The sequence below is a fragment of the sulfur-oxidizing endosymbiont of Gigantopelta aegis genome, assembly GCF_016097415.1.
Classification (GTDB): domain Bacteria; phylum Pseudomonadota; class Gammaproteobacteria; order GRL18; family GRL18; genus GRL18.
This window is the reverse complement of the sequence record NZ_JAEHGE010000001.1, coordinates 320,046-340,564: the sequence shown is the minus strand read 5'-3', so window position 1 is coordinate 340,564 and position 20,519 is coordinate 320,046. Positions and strand designations below refer to the sequence as shown.

The following is a 20,519-nucleotide window of genomic DNA, read 5'->3' as shown; positions in this document are numbered from 1 at the left end:
TGTTATTAAGTTATAAATTTTTTGTTTGTTTTTATACAAATAGTGTTTGCCCACAGGATTGGGTATTTTTTTATAAGGATATTTATGAGTACTAGTCGTTTAGTATTTCAATTGATAAGTATAGTGACTTGCTCATTATGTATCACACTCTCGGTTATCGCTGCACCGGTTTTACCAATTAATCCTGCAGGCTTTGTTGATCCTAATCGACAAAAAGATATTCCTCTACCTAAAGCCTCACCTGAATTCTTTCCTATTCCACGTATGTTAGATCGTCCTTTGGATATTAAAGACGGCCCAAAAGTTGCGATTAAAAGCATTAATTTAATTAATACAGTTGAACACCCTGATTTAACAATTGAGTTTTTGAATCAGACTGCCGACGATTTATTAAAAGAACAACAAAAACTTGCTCAGGAAGAAAATAAATCCTCAAGTGATATTACTATTGGTCAGATTCAATTCATTGCCGACAAAATCACCCAAATTTATCGTCAAAAAGGCTATATCCTAGCTCAGGCTTTCTTGCCGCCACAAAAAGTGACAGATGGAACGGTTGAAATAAAAATAGTAGAAGGTAAATTGGGACACGTTTCAGCAGTAGGTAATGAGTATTACGATGAAAGCATCTATGTAAAATATTTTAATAAACACTTAGATAAAGCGGTTAACAAATATGACATGGAACGCTTGTTATTACTGGTGAATGATTTTCCTGGTTTTGGCGTTACGGGTAGTTTCAAAAAAGGTAGTCGAGTAGGTACTAGTGATTTACAACTATTAGTTCAGGATGAAGACCGTCTCAATGGTTTTATTCGCTATGATAATTTTGGTTCTGAGTTTACGGGGGATCGTCGCTTATTAGTGGGCTTAGGTGTTAATGGCTTATTTAATCAGGTCAACCAGTTAAATGTGCAGTTATTAAAAACCTTTGATCCTTCTAATTCAGATTATTATGCTATTCACTTTGAGCAATTAGTTTACGATGAAGCGACTTATGTAGGTTTTTCATATAATACCAATGATTATAATATTGGGCGACAATTACAATCTTTAGGGATTGAAGGTGATAGTGAATACGCAGAAATTTACCTTAAACGTGCCTTTATTCGTTCACGTGAAATGAATTTATATGGTCGTATGGCTTTAACCAGCAAAGAAGCTATATCCGAATCAGATATTGGTGAGCAATTATCAAAAGATAACTTGACGGTAGTGAGTGCACAGTTAATATTTGACTCAATTGATGAAAGATATAATGGTGTCAATATCGCCGACATCTCTTATAGTTATGGCCTTGATGATTTTCTAGGCTCAATGAAAGGCTATGATGATCCTAATTCAGGACGGTTTAGCGGTAGTGGCAAAAGAGCCGGATCAAGATTTGATAAATGGAATTTAAACTTTGCGCGAGTGCAGTCGCTACCTTATGAGCAATCATTGATTTTGAAATTAAACACTCAATATTCTGATGATCTTCTCACTTCATTAGAACAATTTCAGTTGGGTGGACCTAATAGTGTAAGAGCCTATCCTGTTTCAGAATTTTTAAGTGATAAAGGTTACTTGGCATCCATAGAATGGTCAGTTGGTTTGCCTTTTATTGGTGATTATAATGCCTTTGCAGGTAGAAAATGGAAAGATATTTTTAACCTTTCTTTCTTTTATGATACGACTAAAGGCTGGATTAATGACCCGCTGACTTTTCAAGAAGAGACTATTAGTCTTGAGGGCTATGGTTTTGCAATACAATTAAAAGAGCTTTACGGTTTTGTTGGACGACTTTATATGGCAAAACCAATGGGCAGGCCCGATCCTTCAAATGATCGTGATCCGCAATACTATTTTGAACTGAGTTACCATTTTTAGTTTATTCATAAATGGATGTTATATGAATGTCTATAAATGTTTACAAGCGTAATGCTTGACAAGATTTAAATATTATCAACAGGAAGTTAGATATGACAATGCTACGTAGAAAAGCCTTATTAAAGGGAAGTAAATCAAAGGGTAGTGTGAAACTTGCTTCGGCAATTCGTAAAAGTATATTACCCGTTGCCAGTGGTTTGGTGATTATCAATCCATTCTTTTCTGTTGACGTATTTGCCTTGCCTCAGAATGGTATTGTTCAGGCTGGTCAGGCAACTATAACGCAATCAAGCAATCAGACGGTTATTCATCAACAGTCTAATCGCGCAGCTATTCAATGGAATAGTTTCAATATCAACTCCAATGAATCAGTCAATTTTATTCAGCCCTCGTCATCATCCGCTGTACTGAATCGAATAATTGATCAAAACCCAAGTCAAATTTTAGGTAAGCTCACTTCAAATGGTCAGGTCTTTCTGATTAATCCCAATGGTATTGTCTTTGGTAAAACAGCTACCGTGAATGTGGCTGGTATCGTTGCTAGTAGTCTAGATATTACCACTAAAGATTTTATGGCAGGCAAATATATTTTTACCAAAAATATAAATAGCAAATCAGCTAGCATCATCAACAAAGGCTTAATAAAAGCGGCCACAGGTGGTGTAACACTAATTGGCAGTAATGTTATCAATGAAGGTAAAATTTATGCCAAGCTGGGAAATGTTAATCTGATTTCTGCCAATAAAGTAAGCGTCGATTTTGACGGTGATGGTCTGATCCAGTTTGAAGTTGATAAAGAATTAATTGAGCAGGACAAACTACTTAAGAAAACGGTGAGTAATACTGGAGAAATTATTGCTGAGGGTGGTCATGTAATATTGAATGCCCAAACATCTAAGGATGTTTTTTCCCAAGTCGTTAATAATGATGGTGTTATTAAAGCATCTAGAATTGAACAACGAGGTGGTGACGTATTTCTTATTGGTGGCAGTGATAGCGATATTGTTAATACGGGTACCATTGATGTTTCTGGTTTTAATAGCGATGAAATTGCTGGCAATATAGTCCTTCAAGGTAACAATGTCGAGTCAAAAGGTTCTCTGATTACTGATACTCAAAGTGATACCGCAGGCACAATTACTATTGCTGCGATCGATGAAGTGGAAATAGAAGGTCTCGTTTCAGCGCAAGGTTTAGGACAATCTTCCAAGGGTGGTAAGGTTGTTATAACGGGTGATGAAGTAGAAATTGAAAGCAACACTCTCATTGACGCTTCAGGCCAACAAGGTGGTGGTGAGATTTTAATTGGCGGTGACTATCAAGGCAAGGGCGATGTTAAAACAGCCAAAAAAACTGAAATTGATAAAAATGTCATCATTAAAGCTGATGCTATTACTGCGGGTGATGGTGGTAAAGTGATCATCTGGGCCGATGAAAAAACTGAATTTGAAGGGGATATCTCTGCAAAAGGTGGCAAACAATCTGGCGATGGGGGATTTGTTGAAGTTTCAGGAAAGAAAAAATTAAAATTTGAGGGCAATGTAGATACAACAGCTGAAAATGGTCAGATTGGTATGTTATTACTTGACCCTGAATTTATTTCTGTTGTAGCTGCGATTCCTGAACATGAGAGTGGTGATGACGATGATAACGAAGGTGTCGATCACCCATCCATTTATGATGATGTAAGTGATTGGTTGGATAACAAACTGGATTATGATGAAGCAGAAGATTTATCGATTATCTTAACTAAAGCTCAATTAGAGGGAATTGCTTCAGATATTACTTTACAAGCAACTATTGGTATTGAATTTGATACATTAACACTCAACTTATCAAACAACCTAACCCTTGAAACACGTAATAATGATGCATCAGAAGGTGGTAAATTAGTCGGCCAGATTCATGGAATCGATACATCAAAGGCATCAATTATTATAACCTCTGGTAGTTTAGTGATTAATAGTGGTACTAATGCAAGTGGTGAAAACGATAATACAACAGCTGTTATTTTAGGCGAAATAAGCAGTTCAGACAGTATCACTATTTCCTCCTCAAATAGCATTAAATTGATGGGTAACTTATCTGCAACTAATGATATTACATTAAATTCAGGCACTGATAATGCAAATGGTGGTAGTGTTGAAATAAGCCTTAGTAAATCAACTGATGTCATTGTGGGTAATGAATATATTGTTGCCTTAAGCAGTAGTGCTGGTGATGTTATTGTTAATGGTGATGTTAACGGACAATCATTAAATGAACTGCTTATTAGTGCCACAGCATTACCCGCATCTGGAAAAGGAAATGTGTCGCTTGAACAGGTTTCGGCTGTTAATGCTCTGACCATTAACTCAGAAACATTAGGCTTGAATGGTGACGTAACCACTATTAGAGATATTGATCTGAGTAGTGTCAATTTAACTACGCTAAAATCTGACGTGACTTTAACTGCGGGAAGTGCAGGTTCAGGCGATCAAATCTTACTCGGTGCCGACATTGATAATGATATAAGTAATGTCGATACAAAGGCTTTAACTTTAAATGCTGACAATGTAGAGCTACAAGATGCAGGACAAAACAATGCTTTGGATGCACTGACGGTTACTGCGAGTCAATTAACAATTAGCGGTGATGTCTCCACACAAAAAGACGTTGATTTAAGTGGGGTAACAACAGCCACAATCAAATCAGATGTGAGCATAACGGCTGGTACAACAGGTTCTGGCAACAAAATTCTTCTGGGTGCTGATATTGATAATGATGTAAACAGTGTTGATGCAACAGCACTCACATTAAAAGCAGATAGCATTGATATAAACAATGTAGGCCAGAACAGTACACTAGAATCACTGAATGTCACTGCTGCGACTCTGAGTCTCAATGGTGATATCAATACCAGTGATAACATTGATCTCACCAATGTAACCGCCACCACAATTACTACTGACGTGACTTTAACGGCAGGCAGTGTGGGTTCAGGGGATCAAATTCTACTCGGTACCGCCATAGATAATGATGCGACTAATGCCAATAGAAAAGGGCTGACGTTAAGCGCTGATACGATAGCGTTAAACGATGTGGGTCAAAATGATGCCCTGGAAACACTGAACATCACATCCAGTGCCGTGGATATTGATGGTGATATTACCACCCAATCCAGTTTAGGCTTTACCAGCTCAGGCAGTGTAAATATCAGTGGTGGTGCAGTCCGTAATGTCATCTCAAACAATGGTGATATTGATTTTACCGGCACACCCCTCAGTGGTAATGACTTATCCTTGCAAGCCAATGGTCTTGTCAGTTTAGATGCCGTGACCTTAAACTCCTTAAAAGTACAGTCCGTTCAAGCGACCAATTTAAACAATAACATCCTGACCACTGGCGACTTAGATTTAAGTGGTGCGAATAGTGTCATTTTACTGGGTGCTCTAAAACTGGAATCCCAGTCGGGTCAATTGCTATTAAATTCGGTGGTCAATAGTAGTGCATTTAATCTGGATCTTAAAGCCGACACCATTAATCTGGGCAGTGTCAATGCTTATGACTTAAGTGTTGATGGTGACAGCATTAGTTTGGACAGTGCCGATGTCAATAACCTGAATTTCACCCGTACGAATAGCACCATTACTCTCAAGGGTGATATCACCACGCAGGATAACTTGCAGTTTGGTATCAATAACAGCCTGATCCTGAGCAACAATAGCAAATTGATATTGAATGCTAATGGTGTAAGCGGTGATGCCGGTCAGCAAATACTGGCCAATAGCATCAGTGGTAACTTTGACCTAGTGCTTGATGTCAATGGTGGTCAAATTGACTTGTACGCAGTCAATACCAATAGTCTGGATGTGACCAATAGCGGCACGACCACACTCAATAGCAATATCACCACCGCAGTTGATATGGACTTGAGTGCTGCTGATACCTTAGCGCTCAATGACAACCTGACATTAACCAGTGACACGGGCAATATTGACTTATCACAAGGCCTGAACAGTGCTAATGAACAATTAGTATTAGCAGCCAATAGCATCGACTTGGGTGCTAGTACCTTGGAATCACTGAATGTCACTGCTGCGACTTTGAGCCTCAATGGTGATATCAATACCAGTGATAACATTGACCTCACCAATGTAACCGCCACCACAATTACTACTGATGTGACTTTAACTGCGGGCAGTGCAGGTTCAGGCGATCAAATCCTACTCGGTGCAGCCATTGATAACGATGCTGCTAATGCCAATAGAAAAGAGATGACGTTAAGTGCTGATACGATAGCGTTAAACGATGTGGGTCAAAATGATGCCCTGGACACACTGAACATCACATCCAGTGCCGTGGATATTGATGGTGATATTACCACCCAATCCAGTTTAGACTTTACCAGCTCAGGCAGTGTAAATATCAGTGGTGGTGCAGTCCGTAATGTCATCTCAAACAATGGTGATATTGATTTTACCGGCACACCCCTCAGTGGTAATGACTTATCCTTGCAAGCCAATGGTCTTGTCAGTTTAGATGCCGTGACCTTAAACTCCTTAACAGTACAGTCCGTTCAAGCGACCAATTTAAACAATAACATCCTGACCACTGGCGACTTAGATTTAAGTGGTGCGAATAGTGTCATTTTACTGGGTGCTCTAAAACTGGAATCCCAGTCGGGTCAATTGCTATTAAATTCGGTGGTCAATAGTAGTGCATTTAATCTGGATCTTAAAGCCGACACCATTAATCTGGGCAGTGTCAATGCTTATGACTTAAGTGTTGATGGTGACAGCATTAGTTTGGACAGTGCCGATGTCAATAACCTGAATTTCACCCGTACGAATAGCACCATTACTCTCAAGGGTGATATCACCACGCAGGATAACTTGCAGTTTGGTATCAATAACAGCCTGATCCTGAGCAACAATAGCAAATTGATATTGAATGCTAATGGTGTAAGCGGTGATGCCGGTCAGCAAATACTGGCCAATAGCATCAGTGGTAACTTTGACCTAGTGCTTGATGTCAATGGTGGTCAAATTGACTTGTACGCAGTCAATACCAATAGTCTGGATGTGACCAATAGCGGCACGACCACACTCAATAGCAATATCACCACCGCAGTTGATATGGACTTGAGTGCTGCTGATACCTTAGCGCTCAATGACAACCTGACATTAACCAGTGACACGGGCAATATTGACTTATCACAAGGCCTGAACAGTGCTAATGAACAATTAGTATTAGCAGCCAATAGCATCGACTTGGGTGCTAGTACCTTGGAATCACTGAATGTCACTGCTGCGACTTTGAGCCTCAATGGTGATATCAATACCAGTGATAACATTGACCTCACCAATGTAACCGCCACCACAATTACTACTGATGTGACTTTAACTGCGGGCAGTGCAGGTTCAGGCGATCAAATCCTACTCGGTGCAGCCATTGATAACGATGCTGCTAATGCCAATAGAAAAGAGATGACGTTAAGTGCTGATACGATAGCGTTAAACGATGTGGGTCAAAATGATGCCCTGGACACACTGAACATCACATCCAGTGCCGTGGATATTGATGGTGATATTACCACCCAATCCAGTTTAGACTTTACCAGCTCAGGCAGTGTAAATATCAGTGGTGGTGCAGTCCGTAATGTCATCTCAAACAATGGTGATATTGATTTTACCGGCACACCCCTCAGTGGTAATGACTTATCCTTGCAAGCCAATGGTCTTGTCAGTTTAGATGCCGTGACCTTAAACTCCTTAAAAGTACAGTCCGTTCAAGCGACCAATTTAAACAATAACATCCTGACCACTGGCGACTTAGATTTAAGTGGTGCGAATAGTGTCATTTTACTGGGTGCTCTAAAACTGGAATCCCAGTCGGGTCAATTGCTATTAAATTCGGTGGTCAATAGTAGTGCATTTAATCTGGATCTTAAAGCCGACACCATTAATCTGGGCAGTGTCAATGCTTATGACTTAAGTGTTGATGGTGACAGCATTAGTTTGGACAGTGCCGATGTCAATAACCTGAATTTCACCCGTACGAATAGCACCATTACTCTCAAGGGTGATATCACCACGCAGGATAACTTGCAGTTTGGTATCAATAACAGCCTGATCCTGAGCAACAATAGCAAATTGATATTGAATGCTAATGGTGTAAGCGGTGATGCCGGTCAGCAAATACTGGCCAATAGCATCAGTGGTAACTTTGACCTAGTGCTTGATGTCAATGGTGGTCAAATTGACTTGTACGCAGTCAATACCAATAGTCTGGATGTGACCAATAGCGGCACGACCACACTCAATAGCAATATCACCACCGCAGTTGATATGGACTTGAGTGCTGCTGATACCTTAGCGCTCAATGACAACCTGACATTAACCAGTGACACGGGCAATATTGACTTATCACAAGGCCTGAACAGTGCTAATGAACAATTAGTATTAGCAGCCAATAGCATCGACTTGGGTGCTAGTACCTTGGAATCACTGAATGTCACTGCTGCGATTCTGAGTCTCAATGGTGATATCAATACCAGTGATAACATTGATCTCACCAATGTAACCGCCACCACAATTACTACTGACGTGACTTTAACGGCAGGCAGTGTGGGTTCAGGGGATCAAATTCTACTCGGTACCGCCATTGATAACGATGCGACTAATGCCAATAGAAAAGAGCTGACGTTAAGCGCTGATACGATAGCGTTAAACGATGTGGGTCAAAATGATGCCCTGGACACACTGAACATCACATCCAGTGCCGTGGATATTGATGGTGATATTACCACCCAATCCAGTTTAGACTTCTCCTTGGTGACTAATGCGACGATTAGTGGTAATAGCACACGTAAAATAGAATCCAATACCGGTAATATTGATTTTAGTCTCACTGATTTAAGTGGTAATGATTTAGCTCTCAATGCAGACCAGGGCGATGTCAGTCTTGCTAAGGTTAATCTTCAATCCTTATCCGTACAAGCAAATAATGCGAATTTATATAACACGATAGTGACATCGAATAGTCTGGATTTAAGTAATGCTGCAACGGTTGTTTTATATAATAGTCTAAGCTTAGATGCGAATAATGTATTACTTGATACCCAGATAACGGGTCAGGCTTATGATCTGACATTAGACGCTGATGTCATTAGTCTGGGGCAATTGGATGTGAAAAGTTTAAGCGTAACGCGTGCTGGAACAACGTCACTCAATGGTGATATTACAACTCAGGCTGATGTCACCTTTGCGACCAATACGATATTGAACTTAGCAATAGATAGCACCATAAGTTCTTTAGGTAATCAAGTGCTTGCTAGCGCCATTACCGGTGCTTATGATCTAACCTTACAGTCACAAGGTGGACAAATTAACTTAAACAAAGTGAATACTAAAAGCCTTACTTTGATTAATAGTGGCATCACAAATTTAAATGATGATATTTCTACCCAGAATAATATTGATTTAAATAGTCTCTCACAATTAACGCTTAATACGGATATTAGTTTTACCAGTACTAGCGGTAATATAGATTTATCACAAGGTTTAGATAATCAATCACAAAATCTGACATTAAATGCTGGTGATACAGTTATTCTTGGTGAATCTTCATTGAATAACCTGATAGTCAATGCTAATGAACTAGATATTAGCGGTAATTTATCGACTCAGGGTGATATTGATTTAAGCCGCGTGAGTGCAACAACGATCACCGCAGATGTTAGCTTAAGTGCTGGTGCAAACAGTCAAATTCTGCTCGGACAGAATCTTGATGACGATATCTCTACTGTTAATGCTAATAGTTTGACATTAAATGCAGAGACAATTAATTTACAGGCAATTGGTCAGAACGAAGTATTGGACACCTTGAGTCTTAATGCAAATACCGTCAATATAAATGGCAATGTAACAACACAATCCAGCTTAGATTTTACCTCGGTTTCCAACACAACGATTAGTGGAATTAATACGCGCACAATAGAATCTAATACCGGAAATATTGATTTTAGTTCAACTGAATTGAGTGGTAACAATTTAGCACTCAAAGCACTGCAAGGCGATGTCAGTCTTTCTAAGGTTAATCTTCAATCCTTATCTGTGCAGGCACAAAATGCCAATTTGTATAACACGATAGTGACATCGAATAGTTTGGATTTAAGTAATGCTGCAACGGTTGTTTTATATAATAGCCTAAGCCTTGATGCGACAAATCTATTGTTAGATACTCAGCTTACAGGTCAGGCTTATGATTTGATCCTAGATGCAGATATTATTAGTCTGGGCGCATCAAACTTAAAGAGTTTAAATATATCTCGTGCTGGAACAACTTCACTTAATGGTGATATTACTACTCAGGCTGACGTTATATTTACGACCAATACAGTACTTGACTTAGTGACTGATAGCACCATTAGCTCATTGGGTAATCAAGTACTTGCCAGTTCTATTACCGGTGAAAATGATTTAACCTTACAAGTTAATAGTGGTGAAATTGATTTGTATCAGGTAGCGACTAATAGCCTTACTTTGAAAAATGCCAGTATTACAAAATTAAATGATGATATTACTACACAAGCTAATATTGACTTAAGTGGTGTGACAAATACAGTTCTCAATACAGATGTAAGCTTACTGAGTAAGGGGGCTAATAATAGTGTTTTACTAGGTCAAAACACTGATGATTCCAATTCAAATAATAGTAATTTGAAAATTACTGCCGATACAATTAATTTGCAAGCACTTGGTCAAGATAAGGCTCTGAAGAATTTAGAGTTGACAGCGAATAGTGTCATTGTTGACGGTGATATCACAACCAACAATAGCCTTAGTTTTACAGATGTTAGGAATGCAAATGTCAGTGGGGCGAACATCAGAACAATAGAGTCAAATGTGGGTGATATTGACTTTGCTAATACCCGCCTTACAGGTAATAATTTGACTCTAATAGCCTCTAAAGGGGATGTTAGTTTAAATGCTGTGAACTTACAATCGCTTACTGTTGAAGCATTAAACGCAAGACTCTATGATGATATTACCACAATCAATACTTTAGATCTCAATAATGCAAACACAGTTATTCTCTATAAAAACATCGAATTACAATCAAAACAGTCTAGCTTATTATTAAATACTACAACGACAGGTAAAGCCTTTGAACTATCTCTAAATGCGGATAATATTACTCTGGGTAATACTAATGTTAATTTGTTATCTATCGTTAAAGAAGGCAGTAATTTTAATCTTAATGGTAATATCACAAGTCAAGACAGTGTTTTTTATGCGGACAATGTCAATCTAAATTTAACCGGCGACTCCATCATTACTTCCAAAGATACTCAAGTGCTGGCTGATACTGTAAGTGGAGATTATGATTTAATCTTAAATGGCCAGGGCAATGACATTGAAGTTAATAATGTATCAACGAATAGCTTAAGTATTTCAAATACTGACAAAGTGACATTAAAAGGTGATATTACAACAATTGGTGATATTGATTTAAGTGAAGTTGTACTGACAGTTATTGATAATACAATTAAGCTCATCAGTACGGGTAGTAACAATACTATTTCTTTGGGTGGTAACGTTGAGGATAGTTTGGTCAATACGAATGCATTGAGTTTGACTGCCAATAAAATTGAACTAAAAAATATCGGTCAAAACAATAGTTCATTGAAGCAACTTAATCTGAATGCAGATACAGTTAATATTGCAGGCAATATTATGGTTCAGGATAGTTTGAGCTTCAATCAAGTTAAACTAGCAACCATTAAGGGTGATCGTGAAATTCAATCTACTCAGGGTGGTATTGATTTTAGTCCAACGTTGGTGAGTGGTGAACAATTGACGCTCAGAGCTGAACAGGGTGATGTAAGACTAGGGGCAGTGCAATTACAATCACTGACGGTATTTGCTAAAAACACACGTTTATATGATGATATTGAAACAAATTATTTACTCGACCTGAATAATGCAAGCACTATTGTTTTACATAATAGCCTGAGCTTAAAATCTCAACTTTCAAATCTATTACTGGATACTGTTGTTGAAGGTCAAAGCTATGATCTTTCACTTGATGCGGCATCAATTTACTTAGGCAATACCAAGGTAAACACTCTATCAATTACGAAAGAGAATAGTAGTATTCAACTTAATGGAAATGTCAGCGCAGATAAATCACTGTCTTTCGCTAAAAATACTACCTTAAACTTGAGCAAAGATACTCAATTAAAATCAAATGGTGCTATCAGTCTAGCCGGTGTCGTGAATGGAAATGTTTCTTTACTGGTTAGCAGTAATGATGTGTCAACACTTTTCCGGACAGTTTTCTAAATATTTTTTTGGCTGTTTCAAGTGATTTTTGTCATTTTGTATTTCCTATCATTTTAGTTTCTCATGTTAACTTTAAACAGATGAAGAGAAAGGGCTTTGCCCTCTGGAACGATAGAGCCGTTCCATTCACCCAAGGTATTTTCACAACGGTAATGATCCTGTTACAATATCTTCACGGCACAGGCTGAGGAGCCGATGGCCGTCAACGGTAATGGGCGGCATTTATGTCGCCTTTTACCCCTCTTCAATCAATCGATTTAAGCTATTTCCTGCTGTATTTCATAATCGACTGGTGACAAATAATCATTAGCCGAATGAAGTCGCTCCCGATTATAAAATACCTCAATATATTCAAATATTGCCTGCTTTGCTTCTACTCTGGTTTTGAATCGACAATGGTGCGTCAATTCAGTTTTCAAACTATGAAAGAAGCTCTCTGATACAGCATTGTCCCAGCAATTTCCTTTGCGGCTCATAGACTGAATTATGTTATGATCCGACAATATTTTTCTATGACTATCAGAGGCATATTGGCTACCTCGGTCAGTATGCCAAAGCAATCCATCCATTGGTTTACGCTTCCATATGGCCATCAGTAAAGCATCATTGACTAGCTTGGCTTTCATTCGCTCATCCATCGACCAGCCAACAATTTGCCTAGAGAATAAGTCAATGACAACCGCTAAATATAACCAGCCTTCCTTGGTGGCAATATAGGTAATATCACCCACATAGTAGCGATCAGGTTGAGAGACAGTAAACTCTCTTTCCAGTAAATTTGGAGATATACGCTTATTATGCTTGGAATTAGTCGTCGCTTTAAAGCGTCTCTTCGTTTTACAAAACAAACCGGCTTTTTCATTAATCGACCAATTCTCCGGCGGCTTATATGAACGCCTTTTTCAGCCAGTTTTCTTTTAAGACGACGGGTTCCATAAGTCTTGCGACTGTCTTCAAACAGTTTTTTAGCTGCTCAGTAAGCGCTTCATTTTCTTTCTCTCTATCCGTTTTAGGAGAGCTAACCCAATCATAATAGCAACTACGGGAAACATCCATAAAACGGCACAGAATCGTTACCGGGTAATCTTTAGCCTGATCAGTTATCCATGCGTACTTCACAAAGTTTCCCTTGCAAAGTACGCTGTGGCCTTTTTAATAAATCACGCTCCTGAATCACTTTTGCCAATTCTTTTTTCAGACGTTTTACTTCATCATAAATGTGTTCATCACTTCTATTGGCTACCGTCTTCACCGGTTTGGAATATTTACTGATCCAGGTATGTAGAGTATTTACATTAACACCTAGCTCCCTGGCAGTCTGAGAAACGGGTTGATCCGTCTCATTAGCTAATTTGACAGCTGATTCTTTAAATTCTGATGTATAGCTTTTATTCGGTTTTTTTGTTTGATCATTCATTTTAGGTCACACTTTTTATCTTTTAGTTATTTTAAGTTGTGTGTCCGGTTAAGTATAGCCACATTAAATATCAATTTGAGCAATGGTGATAAATTGTCAGTTTCTGGCTTTTTTACCATAAGCAAAGAAAAATTCCAACAACTTGATAGCGAAATAGTTAAAGAAATGGTTGTCAATGATGAGATGAAGCTGATTTATGAGCATTTTAGTTCATTAGAAAACTTTGCAAAACTCATTGATATTATTTCAGAACGTAAAGTCTTATCAAAAGGAACTCGTTCGACAAAAAGAAGAGTAAAAAGTACTGATGTTGTTGCTGATACAAATGCTGATACAAATGCTGATACTAATACTAGAAATAATTCAAAAAGACCTGTGGCAAAAAAATTCACATCAAAAGAGAAGATTCCTACCGCTAAAGCGATGGGTTAATACGTGATTGATACGAAATTATGAGCAAGTCAAACGAATTATTATCTGAAATAGCCTTGATTCCTATTTCCTCTGAAAAACCAGCAGGGGAAAATGTACGTTATGATGACGAATTTGAATTTGTTGAAGATGAACTAGCCAAACAAGGTTCGATGGTTGATAGAGGTGTTGTCAACTGGGAAAAAGTAATCGATGCTTGTATTAATATATTATCTAATAAATCTAAAGATATAAAAATTGCCTGTTATTTAACACGCGCCTTATTTGAAAAACAAGGTGTTGAAGGCTTAAAAATTGGCCTAGATATTAATCTGCAAATTATAAATACATTTTGGGATGACTTATTTCCAATAAAGACAAAAGCAAGAGGCAATGCTTTTGAATGGTTGATGTCACGGCTTGAACCTTTAATGCAGGATGTTCAGCCTGAGTTGGAATTATTAGACACTTACCAGAGTGTTTATGAAAATATACAGAAAATAGAAAAATTCTTTAATGAAAAACTAGAAAATGATGCACCAGCATTAGGAAATTTTAGACGCTCATTATACGATATTATTGGTTCATTAAATGATTTAAAAAAACAGCAGAAAGAGCAACAAACACTATTAGATTCTCAGGAAAAAATAGCACCCGAGCAAGCACAGACTACAACAGTTAATAAACATATAGAGTCTCAGAATGTCGCTAATAATCCTGCTAGTGTAACAGGTGATAAGCAGTCTTTTGACATTGCCAATGTAACAAATACAAATAAAGCTAATCGTTCACAAACAGCATTAAATGTGACTTCAATAGCACTGAACCCCAATGATGAAAAAGATAAAAACAAAATAATTAGACAATGCCACGAGGCATTAAGAAGCATTTCTTCCTGGTCTTTAAATAATAAGCTTGATTCACCATCAGCGTATGCGATGAACCGCTTTTCTACCTGGATGAGTATTACTCAGTTGCCGGTACATACAGAATATTTGACGCCATTGAGACCGCTGCCAAAAGATAAACTCAATGCCTATACTAATTTATATAATAGTGGTAATTATCAAGAATTAGTTCCCTTGGTCGAGCAAAGCTTTTCTAAATCACCTTTTTGGCTTGATGCCCATAGACTGAGTTATGAGTCTTTGGTCGCACTGGGGATGGAGGAATCAGCCAACCAGATCAAAGAGCATTTAGCACTTTTTTTGCGACGTTTTCCAGACTTAGTTGAGATGAAATTTTCAGATAATTCAGGATTTGCGGACGACTTAACAAAACAGTGGATAAATTCTGTTATATTGATAACTGAATCGCAACAGACAACTTTAAATGATGATTCCAGTGATGATGTTTTAAAAGACATTGTTGAAGAAGCTAGGGAAATAGCAACACAGAAAGACATTAAAGAAGCGATTAATTTTTTTCAAAAAAAGATAATGTCGCAATCTATTTTAAAAAAGAAAATTTTTTTAAAATATTACTTTGCGCAGTTTTGTTATGACAAATCTGAGAAGAAATTGGCATTTTTTCTTTTAAAAGAAATAGATAGATTTTTACAAAAAAATAATCTAAAATGTTGGGAACCAGATCTAGAAAAGAATGTAGTGCATCTTTTACTTCTGTCTTATGCTAATATAAATAGTAGCGTTAACATCGAGTCTTCAACTGATCCTCAATCCCAAAAGATAGAAGGATCCCAAAAGATAGAAGGATCGCAAAAGATAGAAGAAAATAATGAATATAAATTACTATACTCTCGTCTTTGTCAATTGGACCCGGTTTTAGCGCTTGGACTCTAATGTACACATTGCTATCACAGGGTAGACCTCGAGCTTAAATAGCTTAAAGTCTAAAACAGTTATTAATGCTATTCTAGCTGAGGCATCCTCAATAACTGTATTTAATGGAATTAAATTGTTTAAAACATAATGGATATATAAGGAAGATTATCATGGCCAAAGAAGGCTCCGTCGCACCTAAAGAACGCATCAATATCAAATATTCCCCCAGTACTGGTGACAGTAAAGAAGATGTCGAATTACCTTTTAAAGTAATGGTCATGGGTGATTTCACCCAGCAGTCTGATGATCGTCCAGTCGAAGAAAGAAAACCGATCAATATTAATAAAGAAAACTTTAACGAAGTATTAGGTAAGCAGGATCTGCATATTGATTTTACTGTTGATGATAAATTGTCAGCCAGTGAAGAAGGTGATGCAGCAGAAATGTCAATCAATCTTGCATTTAAAAACATTAAAGATTTCGAGCCTGAAAGTATCGTTAGACAAGTGCCTGAACTGAACAAATTGTTAGAACTTCGTGAAGCGCTTGTAGCTCTTAAAGGACCACTGGGTAACGTACCTGCATTCAGAAATGAAATTCAAGCAGTCCTACAAGACGACAGCAAGAAAGAGCAATTAATGTCTGAATTAGGCGTTGATCAAAGCGCGTAAACAAGCTTTCATAAATAGCTTTTATTCAACTGTTTAAAAAATAACTGTTTTAAAAATATTATAGTCTATTAATAGACTAGCCAGGATGTTCCATAAAGAAAGGAGTCTTTCATGTCCGCCAGCCAAGAAACAATGGTCGAAGAACAACAATCCGAATCTGCTTCATTACTTGATTCCATTGTCAGTCAAACTAAATTAAAACCTGCTGATGAAGGTTATGATGTTCAGCGTAAAGGCGTGAGTGCTTTTATTGCAGAGCTGATTAAACCGCAAAATAAAGAAGAGCGTGTTAACAAAAATCTTGTTGATAAAATGATTGCTGAACTTGATCAACAAATGAGTAAGCAACTAGATCAAATTATGCACCATCGTGAATTTCAAAGTCTTGAGTCATCATGGCGTGGTTTAAAGTTATTAATTGATCGTACTGATTTTCGTGAGAACATTAAAGTTGAATTATTAAGTGTTTCTAAGGCGGATTTATTAGATGACTTTGAAGATGCACCAGAAGTTATTAAATCAGGTCTTTATAAACAAGTGTATACTTCAGAGTTTGGTCAATTTGGTGGTGAACCTGTCGGCGTGATGATTTCTAATTATCAACTCAGCCCTTCTACACCTGACGTTAAACTAATGCAGCATGTCTCTAATGTTGCCGCGATGGCACACGCACCTTTTATTGCTAGTGCAGGCCCCCAGTTCTTTGATTTGGATGACTTTGAAGGTCTGCCAAACTTAAAAGATCTTAAGTCTATCTTTGAAGGGCCTAAATATGCGAAATGGAACTCCTTTAGGGAATCAGAAGATTCACGTTATGTTGGCCTAACAATGCCAAGATTTTTATTACGTCCCCCTTATGACTCAGAAGAAAACCCCGTAAAGGTTTTTAACTATGAAGAAAATGTTTCCAATGATCATGAAGACTATTTGTGGGGCAATACTTCTTTTACTCTCGGTACACGTTTAACCGATAGTTTTGCAAAATTCAGATGGTGTCCTAATATTATTGGGCCTCAAAGTGGCGGTTCAGTCGATGATCTGCCTTTACATCATTTTGAATCAATGGGTGATATTGAGACCAAAATTCCTACCGAGATTTTAATTTCAGATAGGAAAGAATTTGAATTAGCTGAAGAAGGCTTTATTCCTCTCACAATGAGAAAGGGAACTGATAATGCCGCGTTCTTCTCTGCGAATTCAACCCAGAAGAATAAACGCTTTGCTAATAATGCCGAAGGTAAAGCTGCTGAAACAAATTATAAGTTAGGTTCTCAATTACCTTATATGTTTATTATTAATCGTTTGGCACATTACTTAAAAGTTATTCAACGTGAAAACCTAGGTAGCTGGAAAGAGCGTTCAGATTTGGAGCGTGAATTAAATACTTGGATCAGACAATTTGTTGCGGATCAGGAAAACCCTGCTGAAGAAGTACGTAGTAGAAGGCCATTGCGTTCTGCCAAAGTTGAAGTGACTGAAGTTGAAGGCGAGCCAGGCTGGTATCGTGCTGCACTACATGTTAAACCACATTTTAAATATATGGGATCTGACTTTACTTTATCCTTAGTAGGTAAATTAGATAAATCTTAGTCACCTATTGCTGAATTTTCAGTTTAATTGTGTGCTGCTGTAAACTTAACCTGCTTTAATTGATATTATCTCAATTAAAGCAGGTTTTTTTATGCCTGTGAAAAAGTAAATATTACTTCATTTTCCCAATGAACCTGTATAAAATCTCACTGTCTAATCCGTGTTCATCCATTCTATACCCATGAAACTTGGAAATGCAGACTTCGTTCTCTTTGTTAAGAGATGTAATTTAAAGCCTCAATCATGTAGTACTATACAATCAATCGGCTCTAAATCAAAATGCCTCGCTGCATTTCCAAGTATCACGGGTATATACTGAACAATTACTTATTTATTTTTTATTATTTTGGCAAACTCAATGATTAAATCGTCTTTTTTCGGTATTTTTTTTCTAATTCTCTTTATTTCTTCCTGGACGCATGCCAATCAAACTCTGGATAGTTTTTATCAGTCAACACGCAGTCTGCAAGCTAATTTTACCCAAACCATCCGTACTACGCGTGGTAAAGTGATTGAACAATCGACGGGTAAATTGCTTTTAGATCGTCCAGATAAATTTATTCTGGAATATATTGCTCCCGCTGAGCAGAAATATATCTCTAATGGTAAGACAATTTGGATATATGATGTGGAGTTAGAGCAGGTTAGCATTAAAAATATTAGTGACAATGTTGGGGATTCACCGGCATTATTGTTAAGCAGTAATAAAAATATTTATAGACATTATGATGTCAACGATCTAAAAAACTTCAAAGATGACGGGCTTGACTGGGTTGAGCTACGGGCGAAACAGGAAGAAATGATCTTCGAGAAAGTTATTTTGGCCTTTGCTGATAAGGAATTAAAGAAAATGATCATGTATGATAGTTTCGGTCAGGTCACTCAATTAAATTTTTCTAATATGACAGTTAACATACCATTTTCTTCACGGCAATTTAACTTTGTACCACCGGAAGGGGTTGATATCATGGGCTCTGAGAATGTCCAATAAGTCATATCAGGCTGACTTTTTGAATGAGCCGGAAGAAAAAAATCCTTCAGCCAATCTAGCTATTCCATTAGCAGACAGAATGCGTCCTACTACTCTGGATAACTATTTTGGTCAAAGCCATCTTTTAGCGGCAGATAAACCCTTACGAATTGCCTTGCAAAGTGGTCATCCCCACTCAATGATCTTTTGGGGGCCACCCGGAGTAGGTAAAACAACACTAGCGCGTCTTATTGCTCATTATGCAGATGCTCAGTTTATTTCAATATCGGCTGTTTTATCAGGCGTTAAAGAAATAAGACAGGCTGTAACAGAAGCGAAGCAACATCGCCAAATCTATCAACAGAGTACTATTTTATTTGTTGATGAAGTACACCGTTTTAATAAATCCCAACAAGATGCCTTTTTGCCCTATATAGAAGATGGTACCTTTATTTTTGTGGGTGCGACGACAGAAAATCCCTCCTTTGAATTAAATAATGCGCTTCTTTCCCGGGCAAGAGTCTATCTACTAAAAAACCTAGGGGAAGATGAGCTCCTTGATTTACTCAATCTGGCACTCGCCGATAAAAAATGTGGATTGGGGGAACTTAAGCTTTTAATTGCAAAAGAGGATAAGCAACATCTGGTGATTGCTGCTGATGGTGATGCCAGAAAACTATTAAATTTACTTGAAATAGCCGCTGATTTGGCTGAAAGTAATGGTGTTAATCAGCTCATCAATACTGAGGTGATTACCCAGGTGGTGTCCAATAGTAGCCGTCGATTTGATAAAGGTGGTGATATTTTTTATGATCAAATTTCTGCCTTTCATAAGTCGGTACGTGGTTCATCCCCTGATGGTGCACTGTATTGGATGTCTCGGATGATAGAGGCTGGTTGCGACCCATTGACTATTGCCCGCCGTTTATTGGCCATTGCCTCAGAAGATATTGGTAATGCCGATCCCAGGGCAATGCAAGTCGCATTAAATGCCTGGGATGCTTTTGAACGATTGGGTGCTGCTGAGGGGAATCGTGCCATTGCTCAGGCGGCAGTGTATTGTGCACTGGCGCCAAAAAGCAATGCGGTCTACACCGCTTTTAAAGCGGCAATGGCCTGTGTTAAGGAATCCGGCTCATTGGAAGTCCCGGAACACTTACGTAATGCGCCTACTCAGCTAATGCAATCTTTGGGCTATGGCGAAGAATATCGCTATTCACATGATGAATCAGAAGCTTATTCAGCGGGGCAGAGCTATTTACCGCCAGAATTAGCCACAAGTAATGCGCAAGTTGAATTTTATCAACCACAGCCAAGGGGATTGGAAATAAAACTCAAAACCAAGCTTGAATACCTGAAATCTCTCGATTTAGCGGCAAAAAATAATTAAAAAGCCTGTTTGTTAGTTTGTTTAAGTCTTAAAACATGAACAATATCACACTTTATATGCCTACCTTAAGGTTAGTTTAAGGTTCATTT

The 20,519-nt window shown here is 37.9% G+C and carries 8 protein-coding genes and 1 pseudogene; 8 read left to right on the top strand and 1 reads right to left on the bottom strand.

Annotated features, from left to right (window positions below):
- The first annotated feature begins 21 nt into the window (after positions 1–21).
- Positions 22–1,869: a ShlB/FhaC/HecB family hemolysin secretion/activation protein gene (locus JEU79_RS01725; RefSeq protein ID WP_198262710.1), complete on the top strand. Its 1,848-nt coding sequence runs from the start codon at positions 22–24 to the stop codon at positions 1,867–1,869.
- Positions 1,870–1,967: 98 nt separating this feature from the next.
- Entirely contained in the window at positions 1,968–12,197 is a 10,230-nt protein-coding gene (locus tag JEU79_RS01720; RefSeq protein WP_198262709.1) for a two-partner secretion domain-containing protein, read from the top strand.
- A 257-nt stretch (positions 12,198–12,454) separates the two neighbouring features.
- On the opposite strand, the pseudogene JEU79_RS01715 reads toward JEU79_RS01720, so the two are convergent.
- Positions 12,455–13,614: pseudogene (locus JEU79_RS01715) on the bottom strand (IS3 family transposase).
- Between JEU79_RS01715 and JEU79_RS01710 the strand changes: the two are divergent.
- The 6 genes from JEU79_RS01710 (at position 13,603) to JEU79_RS01685 (ending at position 20,430) form a co-directional block, all read left to right on the top strand.
- Positions 13,603–14,046 (top strand): SapC family protein, encoded by a 444-nt coding sequence (locus JEU79_RS01710; RefSeq protein WP_343074924.1) that lies wholly within the window; start codon positions 13,603–13,605, stop codon positions 14,044–14,046. The pseudogene JEU79_RS01715 and the gene JEU79_RS01710 overlap by 12 nt on opposite strands.
- A gap of 20 nt (positions 14,047–14,066) precedes the next feature.
- The gene (tssA, locus tag JEU79_RS01705; protein WP_198262707.1) at positions 14,067–15,827 is read left to right on the top strand and encodes a type VI secretion system protein TssA; all 1,761 of its coding nucleotides are present in this window, start codon (positions 14,067–14,069) and stop codon (positions 15,825–15,827) included.
- A gap of 152 nt (positions 15,828–15,979) precedes the next feature.
- Complete coding sequence (gene tssB / locus JEU79_RS01700; protein WP_198262706.1) at positions 15,980–16,480, top strand: type VI secretion system contractile sheath small subunit; 501 nt, start codon at positions 15,980–15,982, stop codon at positions 16,478–16,480.
- A 132-nt stretch (positions 16,481–16,612) separates the two neighbouring features.
- Positions 16,613–18,070 (top strand): type VI secretion system contractile sheath large subunit, encoded by a 1,458-nt coding sequence (gene tssC / locus JEU79_RS01695; RefSeq protein ID WP_198265809.1) that lies wholly within the window; start codon positions 16,613–16,615, stop codon positions 18,068–18,070.
- A 358-nt stretch (positions 18,071–18,428) separates the two neighbouring features.
- Positions 18,429–19,061: an outer membrane lipoprotein periplasmic chaperone LolA gene (gene lolA, locus JEU79_RS01690; protein ID WP_198262705.1), complete on the top strand. Its 633-nt coding sequence runs from the start codon at positions 18,429–18,431 to the stop codon at positions 19,059–19,061.
- Positions 19,062–19,140: 79 nt separating this feature from the next.
- Positions 19,141–20,430 (top strand): replication-associated recombination protein A, encoded by a 1,290-nt coding sequence (locus tag JEU79_RS01685; protein ID WP_246540483.1) that lies wholly within the window; start codon positions 19,141–19,143, stop codon positions 20,428–20,430.
- Positions 20,431–20,519: the final 89 nt, after the last annotated feature.

Bases quoted from the DNA above. Each gene is read 5' to 3' on its own strand.
- tssA (WP_198262707.1), top strand. From the start codon at position 14,067: ATGAGCAAGTCAAACGAATTATTATCTGAAATAGCCTTGATTCCTATT.
- tssB (WP_198262706.1), top strand. From the start codon at position 15,980: ATGGCCAAAGAAGGCTCCGTCGCACCTAAAGAACGCATCAATATCAAA.
- lolA (WP_198262705.1), top strand. From the start codon at position 18,429: ATGATTAAATCGTCTTTTTTCGGTATTTTTTTTCTAATTCTCTTTATT.
- tssC (WP_198265809.1), top strand. From the start codon at position 16,613: ATGGTCGAAGAACAACAATCCGAATCTGCTTCATTACTTGATTCCATT.
- JEU79_RS01685 (WP_246540483.1), top strand. From the start codon at position 19,141: ATGCGTCCTACTACTCTGGATAACTATTTTGGTCAAAGCCATCTTTTA.
- JEU79_RS01720 (WP_198262709.1), top strand. From the start codon at position 1,968: ATGCTACGTAGAAAAGCCTTATTAAAGGGAAGTAAATCAAAGGGTAGT.